The organism is Rubritalea tangerina, assembly GCF_042683245.1.
Taxonomy (GTDB): domain Bacteria; phylum Verrucomicrobiota; class Verrucomicrobiia; order Verrucomicrobiales; family Akkermansiaceae; genus Rubritalea; species Rubritalea tangerina.
Genome location: NZ_JBHUJB010000089.1, coordinates 1 through 18,219, shown reverse-complemented (window position 1 = coordinate 18,219; position 18,219 = coordinate 1). Strand labels below are relative to the sequence as shown.

The 18,219-nt window shown below is 48.6% G+C and carries 14 protein-coding genes and 2 tRNA genes; 2 read left to right on the top strand and 14 right to left on the bottom strand.

Annotation, left to right across the window (positions count from 1 at the left end; translation table 11 throughout):
• Positions 1 to 31: 31 nt before the first annotated feature.
• From ACFSW8_RS17185 to ACFSW8_RS17160, 6 genes are all read right to left on the bottom strand, one after another.
• Complete coding sequence (locus tag ACFSW8_RS17185; protein WP_377089786.1) at positions 32 to 724, bottom strand: hypothetical protein; 693 nt, start codon at positions 722 to 724, stop codon at positions 32 to 34.
• 144 nt (positions 725 to 868) lie between these two features.
• The gene (locus ACFSW8_RS17180) at positions 869 to 1,993 is read right to left on the bottom strand and encodes an RICIN domain-containing protein (RefSeq protein WP_377089785.1); all 1,125 of its coding nucleotides are present in this window, start codon (positions 1,991 to 1,993) and stop codon (positions 869 to 871) included.
• 491 nt (positions 1,994 to 2,484) lie between these two features.
• The gene (locus tag ACFSW8_RS17175; RefSeq protein WP_377089784.1) at positions 2,485 to 3,573 is read right to left on the bottom strand and encodes a WD40 repeat domain-containing protein; all 1,089 of its coding nucleotides are present in this window, start codon (positions 3,571 to 3,573) and stop codon (positions 2,485 to 2,487) included.
• On the bottom strand, positions 3,533 to 4,795 hold the full coding sequence (locus ACFSW8_RS17170) for a serine/threonine protein kinase (RefSeq protein WP_377089783.1): 1,263 nt from the start codon (positions 4,793 to 4,795) through the stop codon (positions 3,533 to 3,535). The genes ACFSW8_RS17175 and ACFSW8_RS17170 overlap by 41 nt, the downstream gene beginning before the upstream one ends.
• A complete protein-coding gene (locus ACFSW8_RS17165; protein ID WP_377089782.1) occupies positions 4,701 to 5,228 on the bottom strand; it encodes a protein kinase domain-containing protein in 528 nt (175 codons plus the stop codon). Before ACFSW8_RS17165 ends, ACFSW8_RS17170 begins: the two co-directional genes overlap by 95 nt.
• The gene (locus ACFSW8_RS17160) at positions 5,218 to 5,928 is read right to left on the bottom strand and encodes an RNA polymerase sigma factor (RefSeq protein ID WP_377089781.1); all 711 of its coding nucleotides are present in this window, start codon (positions 5,926 to 5,928) and stop codon (positions 5,218 to 5,220) included. Before ACFSW8_RS17160 ends, ACFSW8_RS17165 begins: the two co-directional genes overlap by 11 nt.
• Before the next feature lie 207 nt (positions 5,929 to 6,135).
• Between ACFSW8_RS17160 and ACFSW8_RS17155 the strand changes: the two genes are divergently transcribed.
• Positions 6,136 to 10,773 carry an immunoglobulin-like domain-containing protein gene (locus ACFSW8_RS17155; RefSeq protein ID WP_377178860.1) on the top strand — a complete coding sequence of 1,546 codons (4,638 nt, stop codon included), beginning with the start codon at positions 6,136 to 6,138 and terminating at the stop codon, positions 10,771 to 10,773.
• Positions 10,774 to 11,034: 261 nt separating this feature from the next.
• Here the strand turns inward: ACFSW8_RS17155 and ACFSW8_RS17150 are convergent.
• The 8 genes from ACFSW8_RS17150 to nusA all read right to left on the bottom strand — a co-directional run bounded on the left by ACFSW8_RS17150 (position 11,035) and on the right by nusA (position 17,716).
• Positions 11,035 to 11,109 (bottom strand) — tRNA-Asn (locus tag ACFSW8_RS17150).
• A gap of 96 nt (positions 11,110 to 11,205) precedes the next feature.
• Positions 11,206 to 11,592 carry a holo-ACP synthase gene (gene acpS, locus ACFSW8_RS17145; protein WP_377089778.1) on the bottom strand — a complete coding sequence of 129 codons (387 nt, stop codon included), beginning with the start codon at positions 11,590 to 11,592 and terminating at the stop codon, positions 11,206 to 11,208.
• Between the two features lie 6 nt (positions 11,593 to 11,598).
• Positions 11,599 to 12,345 (bottom strand): pyridoxine 5'-phosphate synthase, encoded by a 747-nt coding sequence (locus tag ACFSW8_RS17140; RefSeq protein WP_377089777.1) that lies wholly within the window; start codon positions 12,343 to 12,345, stop codon positions 11,599 to 11,601.
• Positions 12,346 to 12,434: 89 nt separating this feature from the next.
• The gene (locus tag ACFSW8_RS17135; protein ID WP_377178858.1) at positions 12,435 to 13,094 is read right to left on the bottom strand and encodes a phosphatase PAP2 family protein; all 660 of its coding nucleotides are present in this window, start codon (positions 13,092 to 13,094) and stop codon (positions 12,435 to 12,437) included.
• 158 nt (positions 13,095 to 13,252) lie between these two features.
• Positions 13,253 to 13,762, bottom strand: coding sequence for a DUF3592 domain-containing protein (locus ACFSW8_RS17130; protein ID WP_377178856.1), 510 nt, complete (start codon positions 13,760 to 13,762; stop codon positions 13,253 to 13,255).
• Positions 13,763 to 13,833: 71 nt separating this feature from the next.
• On the bottom strand, positions 13,834 to 14,202 hold the full coding sequence (gene rbfA, locus ACFSW8_RS17125; RefSeq protein ID WP_377089774.1) for a 30S ribosome-binding factor RbfA: 369 nt from the start codon (positions 14,200 to 14,202) through the stop codon (positions 13,834 to 13,836).
• Between the two features lie 65 nt (positions 14,203 to 14,267).
• Positions 14,268 to 16,382 carry a translation initiation factor IF-2 gene (gene infB, locus ACFSW8_RS17120; protein ID WP_377089773.1) on the bottom strand — a complete coding sequence of 705 codons (2,115 nt, stop codon included), beginning with the start codon at positions 16,380 to 16,382 and terminating at the stop codon, positions 14,268 to 14,270.
• Positions 16,383 to 16,447: 65 nt separating this feature from the next.
• A complete protein-coding gene (nusA, locus tag ACFSW8_RS17115; protein WP_377089772.1) occupies positions 16,448 to 17,716 on the bottom strand; it encodes a transcription termination factor NusA in 1,269 nt (422 codons plus the stop codon).
• A 322-nt stretch (positions 17,717 to 18,038) separates the two neighbouring features.
• On the opposite strand from nusA, the gene ACFSW8_RS17110 reads away from it, so the two are divergent.
• Positions 18,039 to 18,111: transfer RNA gene (locus tag ACFSW8_RS17110), tRNA-Lys, on the top strand.
• Positions 18,112 to 18,219 lie beyond the last annotated feature (108 nt).

Genomic DNA, 18,219 nt, shown 5'->3' with positions numbered 1-18,219 from the left:
TTACTGGCTCACTACTTCCAGTAAATCTTTCTCAATCAAGTGTGGTGTGATGACCATGCAGACTGCAGCCACACTTTTTGTCACTTGCTACCCTCGCTTCATCGACCTCACGTAAAATGACCACTTCGTCCTCGAGTGCATCAATAAATAGCAAACTTCCGTCCTTATCAACCCTTGCTGTCATCTCACCATTGTGAAACCCAATCACCGCACTCGCTTGAGAATCTCCCACTAACACTCCCCACATCGCCCCACTCTCCGGCCCTTGTAAGCTCAAGTGCGTAACTTTTACTTGCTCAACCCCACCGTCAAACGATGGTAAATCAATCACAAATGGAATAGCCTCTGATGAAATCTTCTCTGACTGATAGCTTAATACATCAGATCGTACCACTTCAGCCCGGTGAATGTGCTTAAGGTCTAACATACGCTGCTGCTTTTCATAGTCATTCCTGGATAAGTCCTCAGCCCAATCCATAAACTCGGCCTCATCAGTATAACGGACCGAGCGCCCTACATGCTTTACAAATGGGTTTTCGCTTCCTTTGCGCTCTATCGCATGCTCTATCGTCTGAATCATACGGTTCTTCTCCACCATTCTCTTCGCTCCCGTAACCGAACCACCATTCTCATGATCGATATTTCCAGCCCTTACTACAAAATATCCAGCCATACCAACCGCCCCGATGACGATCAATAAAGGAATACCGTTACGCGTCTTCATAAGATAACATAATCATTTTTTTAGAGTGCCCCTCGGGGCCTATCTCCATTTGCATTCACACAATAGCGCTAAAAAGTGATAAATCTCTTTGCCTCCCACATGGACCTCAACGCCTATGACGTTGAGGCCAGTAGGGACGCTTCCTTACTTAAGATTCGAAATCACACGAAAAAGCATGTTGTCATAGTTGAGCTCACCAAACTGAATCAACTGACCTCCGTCATTCCATCCCCAGAGACAACTACGTGAATCATCCCTGAAGATCTTGAAGTAACCATTCGATTGTTCCTCTAACACATACCTTTGCTTGCCCGCTCCCCAAGTTTCCAGAGTCACTCCAGCATAGTTGCGATTCTCTCTGAGTGTCAAAAAGCGAGAAGCATTCTTGTTGTCAGCGAGTTCAATCGTACAAGCATTCCCTCCAAAATGGTTGAAGCGCCATTGTTGGTTATTCCCATAGTGTAAGCCATAAGTACCCACTACTGAGCCAGCTGTACTCCCATAGGCATCTACCGCCTTTCCTGTTACTTTGTTTACTAAGAAATATTCAGTGTAGTAATCACGATTCAACTGAAGTCTACCACGAGACGCCACACTCCCCATATACGTCTCAATTTCTTGTTTGTTTGTGAACCCCTGAGCATTAGCCATCAGCTCACCATAGAAGTTGATCGATCGCGAGCTGTAGTATGGAAGTCTGTGTGGTCCAGTGAAACTACGCATCACCGTTGCAGCTAGACCGTCACGACTCAGAAAACCTTTGTCGTGGTCTGCTCCAAAACAATGCGCAGCCTCATGCCTCAGAACATCATTGCCCACCCCACTGCAAAAAGTCACAGGATTATGCGGCCCCCATGCCACTCCAGAACCATGGTCTACAGAATCAAAATACACGATCAAATCAGCCCCCTGATCAACAAACTCCTGATAGACACCTTGCTTGTTGCCCAAAATGTCCTCATCCAAATCAGGGTAACTAAATGGATTATCACTGTACGGCTTCACTTGCTTGGGAAACACAGGAACAAGCTCCAAACTAATGCCCGTATTCTTACAAGCCTCATTGAACAATGCAAATGAGGTATGTACTCCAGCCATCATCTGGTCATACCCCCCCTCCGTCGCCAGCTGCCTATCAGTATAAACGACCTTCGCCGTTGCTATCACTTGAGGGTTCGCAACTTTTGCGTAGCCCGGGTCGGAACCGTGTGCCACCCCCGCTCCCGCGAGCACGGCCATCGCCATCTTTATCAGGTTTTGTTTCTTCATTTCTGTCTATTGGTTTTACAGATTAACACTTTACATAAAGTGCGTGCTCCATTGCACAACCCAAGCTCTACACACATATTCAAACGCCCCAAAAACACAAAAAATAAACACCCGTTCATAAAGACTTATCCATCAAAACCCACTACTACACAATGGGTAGCAAACCATGCGTTAACATTTATTTTTCACCCAAAAATCAGTAGGACAGCTAAACGTTAACATCAATTTTTCTTACACCTCTCGCTCCCCCATCACCACTCAATTAAAAATGCCCACTACCACTTAAAACACACTCTCAGCATTCTGAAAAAATTTCCTATCATACAAATCAACACGGATCTACACGCAGCTAGATCGCCTCTAACAGCCCATTTTCGGAGAGCTAATTTTTTTTCAGAATCTCCCCACAATTCGCAAAACCATGCTGAACGAATCAGCTCCTAAAAATCTAAATTAAGGAGACGATGTGAACTTCATAGCCATGAGCTTGGCTACTCACGAAACTCCATATTCATCGAATTTTGATGCCGTATCCAATGCTGAACCTCTTGCTCATTCAGCGGCTCCCGAATATGCCCTTCTCCTCTTGTGAGTAAACCGATGACATTATCGAGTTCTTCAAGACTACGCCCCTCTGCCTGTACTTTCCATACGGGTAAGTAGCCTTCTGTCACTACCGCCATATGACCAATTTCTGAATTCAAACGAATATCTTGAACTGGAAAAAGATTCTTCAATGTGGGCGATATCGCTTGTCCGCTCGCTGCCTCCCAAAGTCGCACCTCCCCCTTTCTGCTTCCTGTTACCACCACCATTCCATCGTATAACAAATCAACAAAGTTAACTTCACTCAATGGACCAATCACTGCCATTTCATCTCCAACCTCAACCCTAACACTCTGGCCATTATTCTCCACATACACCCTACGCACCCAACCAGCATAGGACTCTGCGACAACAAGCTGCTCGCCCCTAACAGGCTTCCAGTTGATTTCAGTTAACTCTTTCTCCCTTGCCTCCTTGTTCGCTTTGTAGTCCACCCAAACCTTCTTACCATTGGAAGCTTTCATCCCAAAAACTCCATTGCCATTCTTCCTCTGCGTAAGCATGAAAAATTCATGCTTCATCGATGTCGCATTGTTAAAGCCATAAACAGGTAACGAAGCATACTGCCACCTTTGTTCCCGCTGACCACCTACCACTTTGATGACCCCATCCTTCAGAAAGTCCAGCGCATCTACCTTGCTGGAAATTTGGATCCACGGCCCAACTGGCCGCAAATGATTCATCCCCCACATGACAACCTCACCCGATTCATTCCCAGAAACAAACAAAGCACCAGATTCGTGCACAGCCAAACTTGTAATCGCTGAGTCACGCCACACGAATGTCTTCAGTAAGGCTCCATCCTTTGAATCTAATACTTCAATATGACCATTCTCTGTACCAAGAAAAATCCGTGTCCCATCCGCTGATAAGCACACACTGCTACTATGCGTAGATGCCTGTCGCCAGTTTCGCCATAACACCTTCCCAGACTCATTCAGATCTAACATCACTAATGAATCCCCACGGTGCATGAGTGCGCGTGAGTTTATAGCATCTATCAAAAAAATCATCATAAAGCTCATCCGACTTAAGTATCCAACCCAAGCGATACCCCTTACTCCTGTCAGGTGCAGCATAGTGCGTAGTGCTTCCCCCGCGTAATTTTTCCATATCCTCCGGACTTGGCTCCGGAAGATCAACCTCACCTACTACCTGATGCGCAGCACCTTCATTGCCTTTGAGTCCCCATCGGAATGTGCGACCCTCCACAAGCTCCCCCCACACGCTTCCTTGGTACTTAATCCTGTTATCACCCACACCACTGTACAGCGTATCACTCAGTAAACGCGGACATTGAGCCAATAACATCCCAATCCTAAGCCTGTGCATGAACTCACGCTCCGCGTCACCTTGTTCCAATTTCAACAACTCTAACCAGTGAGACAATGAACCAATATAGTTCCCCTCGTTCATCGCTGAAATCCCTGCCACTTCCTGAGCCTTAATATAGCGTTGCTTCTCATCACGACGCACATTTACCAGATCTTGATAGGTAGCTTTGAGCTCAACACTCTGGACCTGAATCATCGCGTTCTTTCGAGAAATGCGTACAGAATGCACTACAATATTGCTCACAGCAATGATCAGAAGCATAACCGATAACGCGCTCATACCCGCCACTAGGGGCTTTCTAACCGCAAACTTCTTGAACCTTTCCAAATATCCAGCTTGCCGCGCCACAATGGGATACCCACGCATCCAAAGATCAACATCATCGATTAACTTTTGAACCGACGTGTATCTATCTTCTGGTCGCTTCTCTAAACATTTCCCCACAACCGTGTCTAAATCACGGTCAATACCCCGTTCGATACTCGAAGGCTTCGCTGGAATTACATCTAGAATGCTCCTGTAGATACTCTTGCCCCTAGCCGTGATGGGACACTGTCCTGTCAGCATCTCATGCAACAATGCTCCGAGACCATAAACATCCACCAGGACTGTTGCCCCGCTGCTATCCGCCTCCAGCATCTCAGGTGCCATGTAGGCTGGAGTACCAACCACTGCCCCGCTTCGCGTCAAATTAACATCAGCATGTGACGACTTTGCTATCCCAAAATCTACAAGGTAAGGTTGCCCCGACCGATCGACCAAGAGATTAGACGGCTTCAAATCCCGGTGGATCACACCACGCTGATGCGCATAACTCACAGCTACTGCTACCCGCATAAACATACCCACCTTGTCTTGCATACTGTAATCCCCCCCACAACTTCCTACGCATGAATACATCTAGGGCGTCTCCGTCTATTAAGCGCATTGCCATGAAGGGCAAACCATCTACCTCCCCAACGGCGTAAATGGGTACAATAGATCGATGCTCAAGCTGAGCCACCGTCCTATACTCTAACAAAAACCTCTGCCGCAGCTCTCTTGAAGAGAATCTGCCGGCTACCAAAACCTTAAGCGCCACTTCTCGGTCAATATCTTTCTCCCTAGCGCGATAGACCACTCCCATCCCGCCACTCCCGAGTTCCCCCAATATCTGATAGTCACCAAAGCTAGCGCCTTCTCCTAGCCCCTCATGCTCTCCAAGAGCAAGGGCCATGAGCTGCAGCGCATCATCGTCAGTCACACCCAGCTCCCCCGCGTGCCCTTCCACACTATGACTATTTTCATCCCTCATGCTCTAAGACTTTCATCAAGTAACGGACCTCCTCTTCCACTGATTCTTCTTCTCCTAATGTCTGTTCGATCTGAGCTGTGAGAATGTCGCGAAACCTTTTTTTCATCCGGTGCAGCTGCATAGTGAGTGTTGAGCGCTTTACTCCCAACTTCTCTGCCAATGCCTGCTGAGATTCCGCCCCCCCACTGAACTGTGATCGAAAATACGCTAAAAGCTCAGCTTTCCCTCCCACTGCAAATTCCTTCTCGAGTTGATCAAGCGTGTTGTTCAGCACATTTTTCGCCCAAGCTTTATCGTAAAAACCATCACATGTTTCCCCATCCGACCCCATCAACCAATTCGGGTCAATCGCTTCATAACTAACAAAATCAAATTGACCACCACGCTTCAGCCTCGTCGCGTGCTCATGCTGGTTCAGCACATAGTTCTTGAGTGAAACTAATAAAAAGGAACGAAACTTCCCACTCTCCCCACTTGGCTTGAAAAAAAGCTGGGTATCAATTGCCATCATGAAAAAACCCTGCAAGAGGTCCTCCGCATTGTGCCGGGATTGCCCAGATGTGAGTAAATACACATACAGTGGCTTCCAGTAGGCTTGGCAAAGGTATGACGTAACAATACTCTCATCCTGCAATCCATTTTCACCTGATCCTAGCAATAGACTCCATTTCGTAGTTGGGAATGATGAGCTCTCAGACATTTTCCCGAATATAGAAGAAGGATCCTAATAATTGAAAAACAAATCTTTTTCATTTTTCTGCGTGTCACCCATCCCCCAGAAACTGTGCTTTCCCTGAAGATGTTTTACACCCATCCAAACGAACGTTTGCCAAAACGTATTTCAAAAATCCCACTACCAGTCAACACACCTCATTGAAGCATAGAGCTATCTACCACTCTCTCAACCATGTTCAGAATCCATCCATTTCAGATAAAAAACCTCTACACTGTAGCTCTGTCGCTAGTTCTTAGCCTCCAATGCTTCGCTCTCGACCCAGCTGATGGCAACATCCCCACTCCAGCACAACTGAAGCTTACAGAAACCGGCTCATCCTCACGTACTAGTAGCAATGTCTATACCTATAATATTCCGATCACAAACTATCCCTCTTCTATCGAAATAGAAGTCCAAGGCGGTGACGGCGGTTATGCTCAATCAGGTACAAACAATAATCCAACGAACCAAGCGAGCAAAGGCGGCGGTGGCATCAACGGCAAAGCAACCTTTAACATCCACCCGACAAATCCCGGAGCACTTCGCCCTGGTGGCCAAATTCGCCTTATCCCTGGTAGCAAAGGATTTAACAGACAATCTGGTCTTTACGCCCACGCGGTAAGTGGAGGCGGTGGTGGCAGTGGGCTCCTCTATCATGGCCCTCTCAATAGCGACGACTGGCGCCCACTTATCATCGCGGGCGGAGGCGGAGGCGCCTACGCTTCCACAGTCACAGGAAAACGTGCGTCCAATCGAAATGGTGGTGGCGGTGTAGCCACTGAAAATGGAGGAAGAGCCCCAAACACAGGCTACAATGGCGGCACAGGAGGAAACGGAGGCACAGCAGGCTATCTCCATGGCGGCGGCGGCGGTGGCTGGATCTCGGCTGGACAACAATCTGGCGGTGGAGCGGGGTACCCCAGTGGTGGTGACGGTGGAGTACTAAACGTAAACACTTCCAGGGGCGCAGCAGGTGGCTTCGGATGTGGCGGTGGCGGCGATGGCGGTAAACTCACTAATATTAATGGCGCCACTCTCAGCGGCGGCGGCGGTGGTGGCTACTCAGGTGGTGGAGGTGGCAAACTTTTCTATGGCGGTGGCGGTGGAGGTAGCTTTGTCGCCACAGGACAAACCCTCAATGGGATCGTTCTTCCGTCTGCCACAGCTAATGCTAACAGATGGACTGCTCGTGTAGCGGGTCAACTCCAGAACGGATTTGTGTCAATCCAAACCTTTGGCGACCTCCTCAGTGAAGCTTTACCAACCATTACAGCGCAGGATATCACCATCGATTTTGCTACCACCGCTCCCTACATAAATACTGGAGTGTCAGCACAAGACATCTATGGAAGATCGATTAACTACAGCCTTGTCTCTAGCAATGTAAACGTCAACGCGAGCGGCACCTATACGATGACCTACAAAGCCACTGACCAATATGGTCAAGAAGCTACAGAGTCACGAACAGTTACAGTAAGAGCGGGCAGTCTTATACCGACCTTTGATCTCGCTGATTCGCTCGATATTACCCAAGCTGGCCAACAAACCCCACAGATCATCAGTGCGTTCAGCGCCAACTCGCTTGGTGACGGAGACAACTCCGAAAGCCTAGTTAGTTTCGACATCAAAAACGTCACTAACTCATCCTTACTTGCAACAACTCCAACGATCGCAAATAACGGCAGACTAACTCTCACCCCTAGCGCCAATGCTACGGGAGTCACAACGCTCACAATTGTCGCCACCGATAATGGCCCCGACCCCACTGTGCGTGAATCAGTGGAGCAAACCATTGATCTTCGTTTCAACCTCGCTCCTAGCGCAGGACAATTCCTCCTGAGTTCAAACCCTGATGTGTTCTCCTCATCCGTCAACTTTAGCGAGGATGCATCTAGTCTCGTTGTTGGTACCATCAAATCCATCGACCCAGATAACCCGCAGAACTTGACCTACACCCTAAGTGGTCCAGACAAAGACCTATTCTCTCTCGGATCTAACAATGGTGTCCTAACGTTTCTTAACCAGCCCAATTACGAAACACCAAATGACTCAGGTGGGAATCGTACATACGATCTCATCATTCTCTCCAAAGACCCCAGTGCCTCCGCAGGATTTGAAAATCAAACCATCTCAGCTGTAACCGTCGATCTTATTGATGTCAATGAGCCCCCCTCTCAACCCACATTGTCCAACACATCTGTGAATGAAAACACAACTGTTGTGGGAATACTCAATGCAACAGACCCTGACCTTAACGACAATTCTGTGAACTTCGAAGTTGCTGACCACCCAAGTACCGATGGACAGTTCTTTAAAATAACCACGTTCAACAACCAACATCAACTGGAATTCAAAACAGCTCCTGATTTCGAAGACGCCCAAGACTTTGGAAATAACAACACTTACACGGTATCTGTCATAGCCTCTTCCAATGGCCAATCCACATCTAAACTTTTCATTATCACCGTCAATAATGTCGAAGAACCTCTATCTTCACCGGTACTTACTCTTACCAATGACCCTGTCTATGAGAATCAAACTGTCATAGGCACCGTCTCGTCTACTGACTCCGATGATACTCCAATAAGCTACGCAATCGCTCAAACTCCTGTTACCGACTGGGAACGTGTCGATATCGACCCCACTACTGGCGTTCTCAGTTTCAAAACTGCCCCCGACTACGAAAACCCAGATGACGTAAACTCAAATCATGTCTACGACATTAACATAACCGTCACTTCTGGTCCCGAATCTCTCACTCGTGGATTCTCCATTCCGATAGCCAATGTAGATGAAGCTCCAACAAAACCAACACTCCAAAATAATAGAACAAGCATCCCTGAAAACACACAAGTCGTGGATGTGTTAGAATCCACCGACCCTGAAGATGATGCCATCACCTTTGAAATCTCCCAAACCGAAGGGCTTGATTCCTACCTCTTCAGCGTTAACCCAGCCACAAACGAGCTCTACTTTACCAATGCTCCCGATTTCGAAAACCTTGTGTTCAATGACGAAGTCGAGGTCTTCACCGTCTGCGTCATCGCTCGCTCTGGAGACAAGACTTCAAAGGAGTTCTTTGAGATCACCGTCAGCAATGTCGATGAAGCACCATTCGCTCCAGACTTCGCAAACCCTTCAGATAGCAACGTAGTCGAAAATACGACCACTGTCGGCACTATCGTCGCGCTAGACCCAGATGAAGGCGATTCAGTGACCTATGCCATCTCACTACCTGACGCCACCGATTCAAAATTATTCGATATCGACGAGAACTCTGGTCTACTGAGCTTTAAGCAAGCACCAAACTTTGAAGCCCCGCTCGATGAAGGCAGCGATAACACCTACGATGTCGCCATCACAGCCACCGATGCTGGGGGCAAAACCACCATGGCTATCCTATATGTGACTGTCACTAATGTCTCCGAGCCACAAATTCTCCCAAGTATCACCAACCAAACGATTCCTGAAGATGAAACTGAAGTCGGCTCAGTACAATCAAATGCAGGCGCAACCTTCAAGCTCTCAACTGATTCAGGTGCAGACACCTCCCTCTTTACCATCGATGAAACCACTGGCCTCTTGAGCTTCCTTTCCGCTCCGGATTTCGAAAACCCATCAGATCAAAATCAGAATAATGTCTACGAAGTGGATGTCATCGCAAGCTTCGAAGGCATCGATCAAACCGCCTCTTTCTCAATCACCGTTACAGACGATCGTGAACGACCAACTCCCCCAAAATTAGAAAACTATCTCGTACCAGAAAATCGACACTCCTTAGGTTATCTCATCTCCACAGATGCTGACAGCCCAGAGGTCACTTTTTCCATCTCGCCCGATGAAGGAGCCGATAGCGACTTGTTCACTATTTATAATCACACAAGCCCTGGCACACTTAATTTCAAGGTGCAGTATAACCCTAACTACGAATTCCCCATCGATCATAACCAAGACAATGTCTACGAAGTCGTTGTCATTGCCACCGCAGATGGAGACTCCACAAAAGCCACACTCTATATCACTGTTCTGAATGTAGAAGAGGGCCCTAATGCAATTAATTTAAGCAACAACTCCATCGAAGAAAACCAAACCTATATTGGTATCCTAAATGCAACTGATGACGATGGCACCGCTCTCACATACCACCTCGTTGAACCATCCAACACCAATGACAACACCCTCTTTTATCTAGACCCCAATACTGGAGACCTGAGCTTCATTACCCCCCCTGACTATGAGTCACCTCAAGATTATAATGCGGACAACCGATTTGCTATAGAGTACCGAGTCATCCCAGAGGACAATATTGGAATAAGTACGGGCACAGTTTTCATCAGCGTCACTGATATCAACCCCTACTCCAACCGAAACAACTTCCGCGCAGAATTCAAACTCGCTGCAGATGGCTCCGAGGACTGGCTGGATCGCTCAGGTAATGGCATCCCTAACATTGGATATATGATGCTAGGACTGGGAGCCCCCTCAAACCCCGCTCTCGCTAAAGTCACCAATGACACCCCAGGACTGCCATATGCTAAGAAAATCGACGGCTACGATAAAATTGTCTCTTTCACCTACTCCATTCATAGTGCCCCATTCTTCGACAGTGGTCCTGAAGTGAGCGAGAACCTCCAGGATTGGTACCGACCGTTCAATCCCGCGTTGCATGGTGACACCGTTCTTACGCCACTTTCCGTAGAAACCTCTGCTATCAATGAGCACTTCAATAAAGTCACTCTCTATTACCTGACATCTGAGGATCCGAATGCCCCCCCCGAGACTGTCGTCTACCCTCAGCTCTATTTAAGAATGAAACTAGCCGAAGACTGATCCCCCGTCACCTCCTTAGAAAAAGAGACGATACGCGCTCTACAGGGCTTGAGATGCAGCCAGCATAGTCCATCCCCCCTTCCCAGCTTCCCCTTGTGCTCAGGACTGTGATGACATCTTCATCCACTTAGGTCTCCGACTGACTCTATCCAAAGCATATGTGTAACAGCGTATGCTATGAGCCGCTCTGCTTAGTAGCACAAAATTCCCAATCAACAAAAAAAGGAAAGCCTCACTTCCTATTCGGAAATGAGGCTTAGATGGCTCCGGCACTTGGGATCGAACCAAGGACCTAGTGATTAACAGTCACCCGCTCTACCGCTGAGCTATGCCGGAGTTACTTGCCGATCACCCTAGGGGCTCGCGACGGCGGGAAACTGCACGATTCCACGACTCTGTGCAAGAAAAAACTATAAGCTTTTTCGACTTTTTTTAGCTCTCACTCAAAGCAATCGCATTGGCTGCAGCGTAGAGCTTTGCATGTGTGAGGCTTATCTTAATTTGTACGATTTTGTGGCTCTCAGCAAAATCTTTGCCCGCCCCACTCAACTCAACACGAGGCTCCCCGCTAGCTGCTCTAAGAATCGTCATATCAAGCCATGAAAGCTCTTTGCCGATTCCAGTTCCAAATGCCTTGGACACTGCCTCCTTCACCGCAAAGCGCGCTGCATAATTCACATGCGGACGTTTCTGCGCATCGCAGTAGGCACGCTCAGTTGGCGTGAAAATGCGATCGAGAAACTTGTCTCCAAACTTCTCAATCGATTCCTCGATGCGATCAATCTCAACCACATCAATGCCTATCCCAAAAACCTGCATAGAAAACTACCCTCGATACCCTTTCATCAGCTCCACCATCTCTGCAACCGCTTGTTGAAAACCGACCTTGATAGAGCGAGCCACGATCGAGTGACCAATGTTAAATTCTTTGAAATGTGGCACATCATAAAGATCCACAATGTTAGTGTAGTTGATGCCGTGCCCCGCATTGACCTGCAATCCCAATTGGTGGCCATAGACTGAGGCATCACAAAGTCGCTGAACTTCCCCCCTGCGTTCTTCCCCAAAGGCATTCGCAAAACAACCTGTATGCAACTCCACCATCTCAGCGCCAATTTTTGCCGATGCTTCCACTTGCTCCTGATCTGGGTCAATAAACATACTTATCTTAATACCCGCCGCCTGTAACTTCTCCACTGTCGGCTTTAAGCTATCAAACAATCCTGCCACATCGAGCCCCCCCTCGGTCGTCACTTCCTCCCGAGTCTCAGGCACCAAACATACAAACTCTGGTTGTAACTTGAGCGCCAACTCCAACATCTCCTCGGTGTTGCCCATTTCCAAATTGATGGGAATATCACAATGCTCTCTCACAGCAAATGCGTCAGCATCCTGCATGTGACGTCTGTCAACTCGCACGTGAATCGTTATGGAGTCAGCTCCACCAGACTTCGCATCAGCAACCACATCTACTGGAGAGGGTTCTGCATTCGGAGAATCAGGTAACAGCGCATAGCGGGCCTGGCGCAATGTCGCCACATGATCAATATTAACTCCCAATAGTAAACTCATGCCCTCGATATGCCTCACTCAACCCCATCTGTCAAAGAATTGTAATCCTGCCAGCCACCGCCACACCTAGCTCATCAATGACGTAACACTCAACTCACCACCCCATCCCGCATCTGCTCAATCTCAGCCCTGTGAAACCAACCCACAAAAATCCACGCTCCCACCGCCACCGCGGCCCCACCCAACAAATCCACCAATACATGCTGGCGTAACGCTATCGTCGACCAAAAAATCCCCAACACCCAACACCACACCAACACACGCGCCACCGGATGGTAACGACAGCAACGATTGACGGCCAAGCCCGCAATCACAGCCAAAGCCGCATGCAAGGACGGAAACGCATTGCGCGGCGCATCATAGGCTAAAATAACCTCATAGAAAAAAGGTGCCCCCTCACCTGGTATCTCCTCGCGCGATACCCCATTTGGAAAAAATAAAAATACCATGTGGGCTACCAATACCGTCCAACCCACCGTCAGTAAAAATCGCATGTACACCGGCTTTCTGACACTTAACCCAACAACCCCTAACAATATATAATAGGTGAAGTAAAACCACAGGCCATAGAAGTTAATAGGTATCGATCTGTCCCAAACCGTAGGCTCTAACCAATACACGTCTCGAATAGCAAATTGTTGCAGAAGCAGATAGGGAGCCATAATCCAGATGACTAGAATCACTCCTGAATACACACGCACCAGTAGCTCTTTGCCCCCCTGTTTGATAGCTTGTATCGGCTTGCTCATACCATCATTGTCTGAATCATCGATGATTACCTCGGCATCCAATAGCAGCACTTGACCCCATTCTTAGATGCTCATCTATCTGACCATCTCACAGAAAAATATCAAGCTCCCCTTTAGCCAGCTCCAGCCTCATCACCAACGCTGGTGAAAAGATACACTCACTTTTTTGCAGCCCCGCGCACCGCACCAACCATCATTCCTATCCCACCAATAGAGAACAGTGCTGGGAACCATATCGAATAGCCTGCCGCCTTGGTATCATGTTCTAACACCGCTAGCTCAGGCTCATCAGGATTTACGTAACAAGTCGTCTGCAAATCTATAGGATATTCTTCGATCCTCTTCTTTACCTTCTCAATCGACTTCCCCCATCGTTGACCACGTTCTTCGTCAATTGGTTTGAAAAGCGCACTGGTATAGTGCTTCCCCTCATATTGATACGTGTACGTAACCAACCAACGATACTCAGGTGCTATATGCTTCGCTGATCTCTTCTCGACCTCAGATTGCACTACCAGACAGGGCGTCTCAACCCACTTGCGCGTGTCCACTGCGTTGCGAAAACTCTTCGCTAACAACCAACAAAATCCAGCCCCAAGGAAAAATAAAAAGAGACCAATGCCAAACAAGTAAATCGCGCCAGCTTTGCTCGTTGATTCCTTCTTCATATCCCCCCTCGTTAGTTCGTAAAACTGAATGCTCAGCTCTAGCCCTCGGCTCCTGAGCTAAGCATCCTCCATCAGGAATTTTCCTCTTCGTCTTCTGGTGGCGCAGTGGGAAGCTTTGCCACTTCATCCAGAAGGTTAACCATATCAACCCCGCGCTCTGCAGAGGTGTCAGGTCGGAACATCAACACCGGAGTACAACGCAAATTCGTGCGCTTGTTGATATACTTCTGAATCGGTCCTTTGTGCTGAGTCAGCTTCTCGAGCACTTGCTCCAGGTTCCCCCCAAGCACACTCACAAACACCTTGCCCTCGCGCAAATCATCAGTGATCTGCACATCGCTAATGGTAACTAGCGCATTCTTAAATTCGAACTCCTTTTGTACGAAGCTGCTGATCTCGCGCTTCATCAGCTCATTTATCTTATCGAGTCGTTGTGACATAGTCTTAGTTAGCTATCAATTGACATAAAAAAAGCCCCGGGTGACTCCCGAGGCTCTTGTTTAAATTAGAGTGTCTGCGGGATCTTCTCCAAGTTGTAACACTGGATGATATCACCTTCTTCGTAATCATTGAAATCACCAAGTTTGATACCACATTCGATTCCTTGCTTCACTTCCTTCACTTCGTCCTGGAAGCGGCGCAGAGTAGACATCTTACCGTCAAATACCGGCGTACCACCACGCAGCACACGTGCGTGCGCCACTCGAGTAACCTTGCCATCTTTGACAATACAGCCTGCAGCCTTGCCCTTCTGAACCTTGAACACCTGCTTGATCTCAGCATGGCCAATGATGGTTTCACGTGTCTCAGGCTCAAGGAGCCCAAGCATCGCATCACGAACCGTGTCAATCAACTCATAGACGATCGAGTAGAGCTTAATCTCAACCCCCTCGCGCTTAGCAGCCTGTACCGCTTTGCCTTCCACCTTCGTGTTGAAACCAATCACTACTGCGTTGGCTGAGCTGGCTAACAAGATGTCGGACTCAGTGATCGATCCTGCTGCCGCATGGATGAATCGAGCTTCCACCTTGTCTGATTCAATCTCTTCAATGGCTCCTGTGATTGCCCCCACAGAACCTTGTACGTCAGTCTTAAGAATCAACTGAAGACGCGCTTTCTGTGGACCACCCTTAGCGAGTGCCATAAAGTCGTCCAAGCGGCTCTTCTGCGCACCACCGAGACGCTCATTGCGTTTCTCACCTTGGCGCTCAGATGCTAACTTCTTGGCTGCACGCTCAGATTCCATTTCGACAACTTCATCACCCACATTAGGTAACTCAGCAAAACCGAGTAACTCCACAGGAGTCGCAGGACCCGCTGTCTTCACTGGCTTACCATTGTCATCGAGCATCGATTTGATCTTGCCGCTGAATGGACCGCAAATGAATGGCATACCGACCTTGAGAGTCCCAGACTCCACAATCACAGTTGCCGTGGCTCCCTTGCCAGCCTGTACGCGCGCTTCAATCACTGCAGCACGTGCATTCGCTGTCGGGTTTGCACTCAGTTCTAACACCTCAGCTTGAAGTGCAAGGAGCTCTAGAAGGTCTTCCATGCCTGCGCCAGTCTTAGCGGAAACATCAACACATTCAATGTCACCACCAAAATCAACTGGTGTTAAGCCATGCTCCATGAGCTGGGTACGAACGCGCGTCGGATCTGCTCCCGCTACGTCACACTTGTTGACCGCCACAATGATGGTCTTTTCAGCTGCCTTTGCGTGGTCAATGGCTTCCTTTGTCTGGGGCATGATGCCGTCATCCGCAGCGACCACCAAAACGACAATGTCAGTGATGTCAGCACCGCGTGCACGCATCTTAGAGAAAATCGCGTGACCTGGTGTATCCAATAAAGTAATCGGACGCCCTTGGTCATCCTTCACACCATAGGCTCCAATGTGCTGGGTAATCCCACCTGCCTCACCTGCCGCAACGCGTGAATTGCGTACGTAGTCGAGAAGTGAAGTCTTACCGTGGTCAACGTGGCCCATGAAGGTGATAATCGGAGCGCGGAGCTCTAACTTATCTTCAGGCACATCTTCCTCTGGCTCTGGCTCCACAAACACTTCTTCAACCTTGTGCACACCAGCGCCCTTTTCACGCTTCTCACGCTCAAATTTGAAACCGTGTTGGTCACAAAGTTTCTCAGCAACCTCTGGCTCAATTGCCTGGTGTGGCGCCACAAATACCTGAAGCTTGATCAAGTCAGCCATCAATTGGAACGGCTTAAGACCCATCGCGTCTGCGAGGTCACTGACTACGATCGGTGGCTTGAGGTGAATGATCTTTTCGCCATCCACTTCTGCAGCCTCTGCTGTCGGTTCCGGAGCTGGGGCGTCTGCAGGCTCTGTCTTTACAAATTCCGCGTCTTCCTTCTGCTCGCTGAGCTTGGAAATACTTGGAAGCTTCGCATTGCCCTTCCCTTTCTTCACCACAGAGGTCTTCTTCTTGCCACCTTCTTCGAAGATGTCGAGAGCCTCGGCCTTCTTGTCGTCGAGAGTCTTTACCTTAGAGGCTTCTTCACGCTGGCGTTCACGGCGTGATTGCTTCTTCGGCTTGCTGTCGTCGAGCAGGTCGAGAACCTTTTTCTTTTCGTCTTTGTTATCTTTCTGATCAGCCATTGAGCTGTCTTTCGATGTTTAGTTTAAATCACAAACCTGATCACCCAGGTATGCTTTGGGTCGGGTTAGGCGTCAGCTCCTTGCTGAGCTTCTGCTTTGCTGAGGATCGCTTGCGCTTCTTCCTCGGAAATTTCTAGTGCTTGAGCAATATACTCTACAGGCATCTGAGTTACCAACTCAATGGTAGCACCACCTGCACGGAAAAGCTTGTCTGCAGTTTCATCGTCAATCCCAAGTTGATCACCAATGCCGTGTGATGCGTCTGAAATGCGTGCTTCAAATTGCTCCTGCTGACTCTCATCCTTGCGGACCTGAACGTCCCATCCAAGCAAACGCGAGGTGAGTCGTGCGTTCTGACCACGACGACCAATCGCCTTGGAAAGCTCAGCTTCATCTACAGTCACATTGACGACCTTGTTCTCTCGATCCAATGTCACGCTGCGCAAGACTGCTGGCTTCAGCGCTTCATGCACAAACTCAGCAGGATCATCACTCCAGCGAATGATGTCTACCTTCTCGTTGTTCAACTCGCGAACGATGTTCTTCACGCGTGCACCACGGAGACCTACACAGGCACCCACTGGATCCACATTCTCGTCAGAGCTAGATACCGCTACCTTCGTGCGATAGCCTGCCTCACGAGCAATGCCGCGCAACTCAACGGTGCGATCAGAAATCTCGCTCACCTCCGCTTCGAACAAACGACGTACGAAGTTTGGATGACTACGAGAAAGAATGATTTCAGGACCACGTTGCTCATTTTCAACTGCCACAACGTAGGCGCGAATACGGTCACCAATGTTGTATTCCTCAGTGGAAACGCGCTCGCGTGAGCTCATCTTACCTTCGAACTTACCAAGATCAATCCAGACATCGCTCTTCTCAAAGCGACGCACCGTACCGCTGACGATGTCCCCTGCACGGTCCTTGAACTCGTCGTAGATCATTTCCTTCTCAGCCTGACGCAAACGCTGCATCATGGTCTGCTTAGCTGTCTGTACCGCAATGCGACCAAAGTTCTTAGGAGTCACGTTCAGCTCAACCTTACCCTCGACTTCAATGTCAGACTGGATCTTACGTGCTGTAGATACTGGCACCTCATTCCATTGATCGACTTGCTCGCCGTCTTCCACCACATTCAATGTCGCATAAATGGTGGTATCCCCCTTCTTCGTGTCGATCGCGGCACGCAGTTCCTCAATTTTGTCGGATCCCGGTACCATCTTGCGGTAGGCGGAGAGGAAGGCATACTGCAGCGCGGCAAGCACCTTATCGCGATCAATGCCTTTTTCTTTCTCATAGTAATCAATGAGAGCGACGATATCGTTTGTCATGGTTTGAGTATTTCTGGCTAAAGTTTATCCGCTGTACAGGAGAGACCCTGATACGAAAAAGAGTGGGTAAGAACACCCACTCCTTCCTTGCGGCTGAAGTTGTATGCCCGTCATTTAGCAGAGATTCCTTAACTTGCAAGACTTATCTCGCTCTCCAAAATACACCAAACTCCCCCCACTAACACCCAATTCGCCCCCACATTTTCGCTCCCCAAACCACCGCCTCCCCCAAATATAAAAAAAATACAAAAACATCCTTGTCAAACCACGCGTCCCACACTAATCATCTGCCCGCCGCAAGGCACCACCTAAACCAACGAATGCGCAGATAGCTCAGTTGGTAGAGCAGTTGGCTTTTAACCAATTGGTCCTGGGTTCGAGTCCCAGTCTGCGTACTTTTTACAATAAAAGCCGCCTTAGAAATAAGGCGGCTTTTTTGTGTCCAGTTAACTGGGACGAGAACGCAGTTCGACTGCAAGCATTGTCACTCAATGCGCATCCCC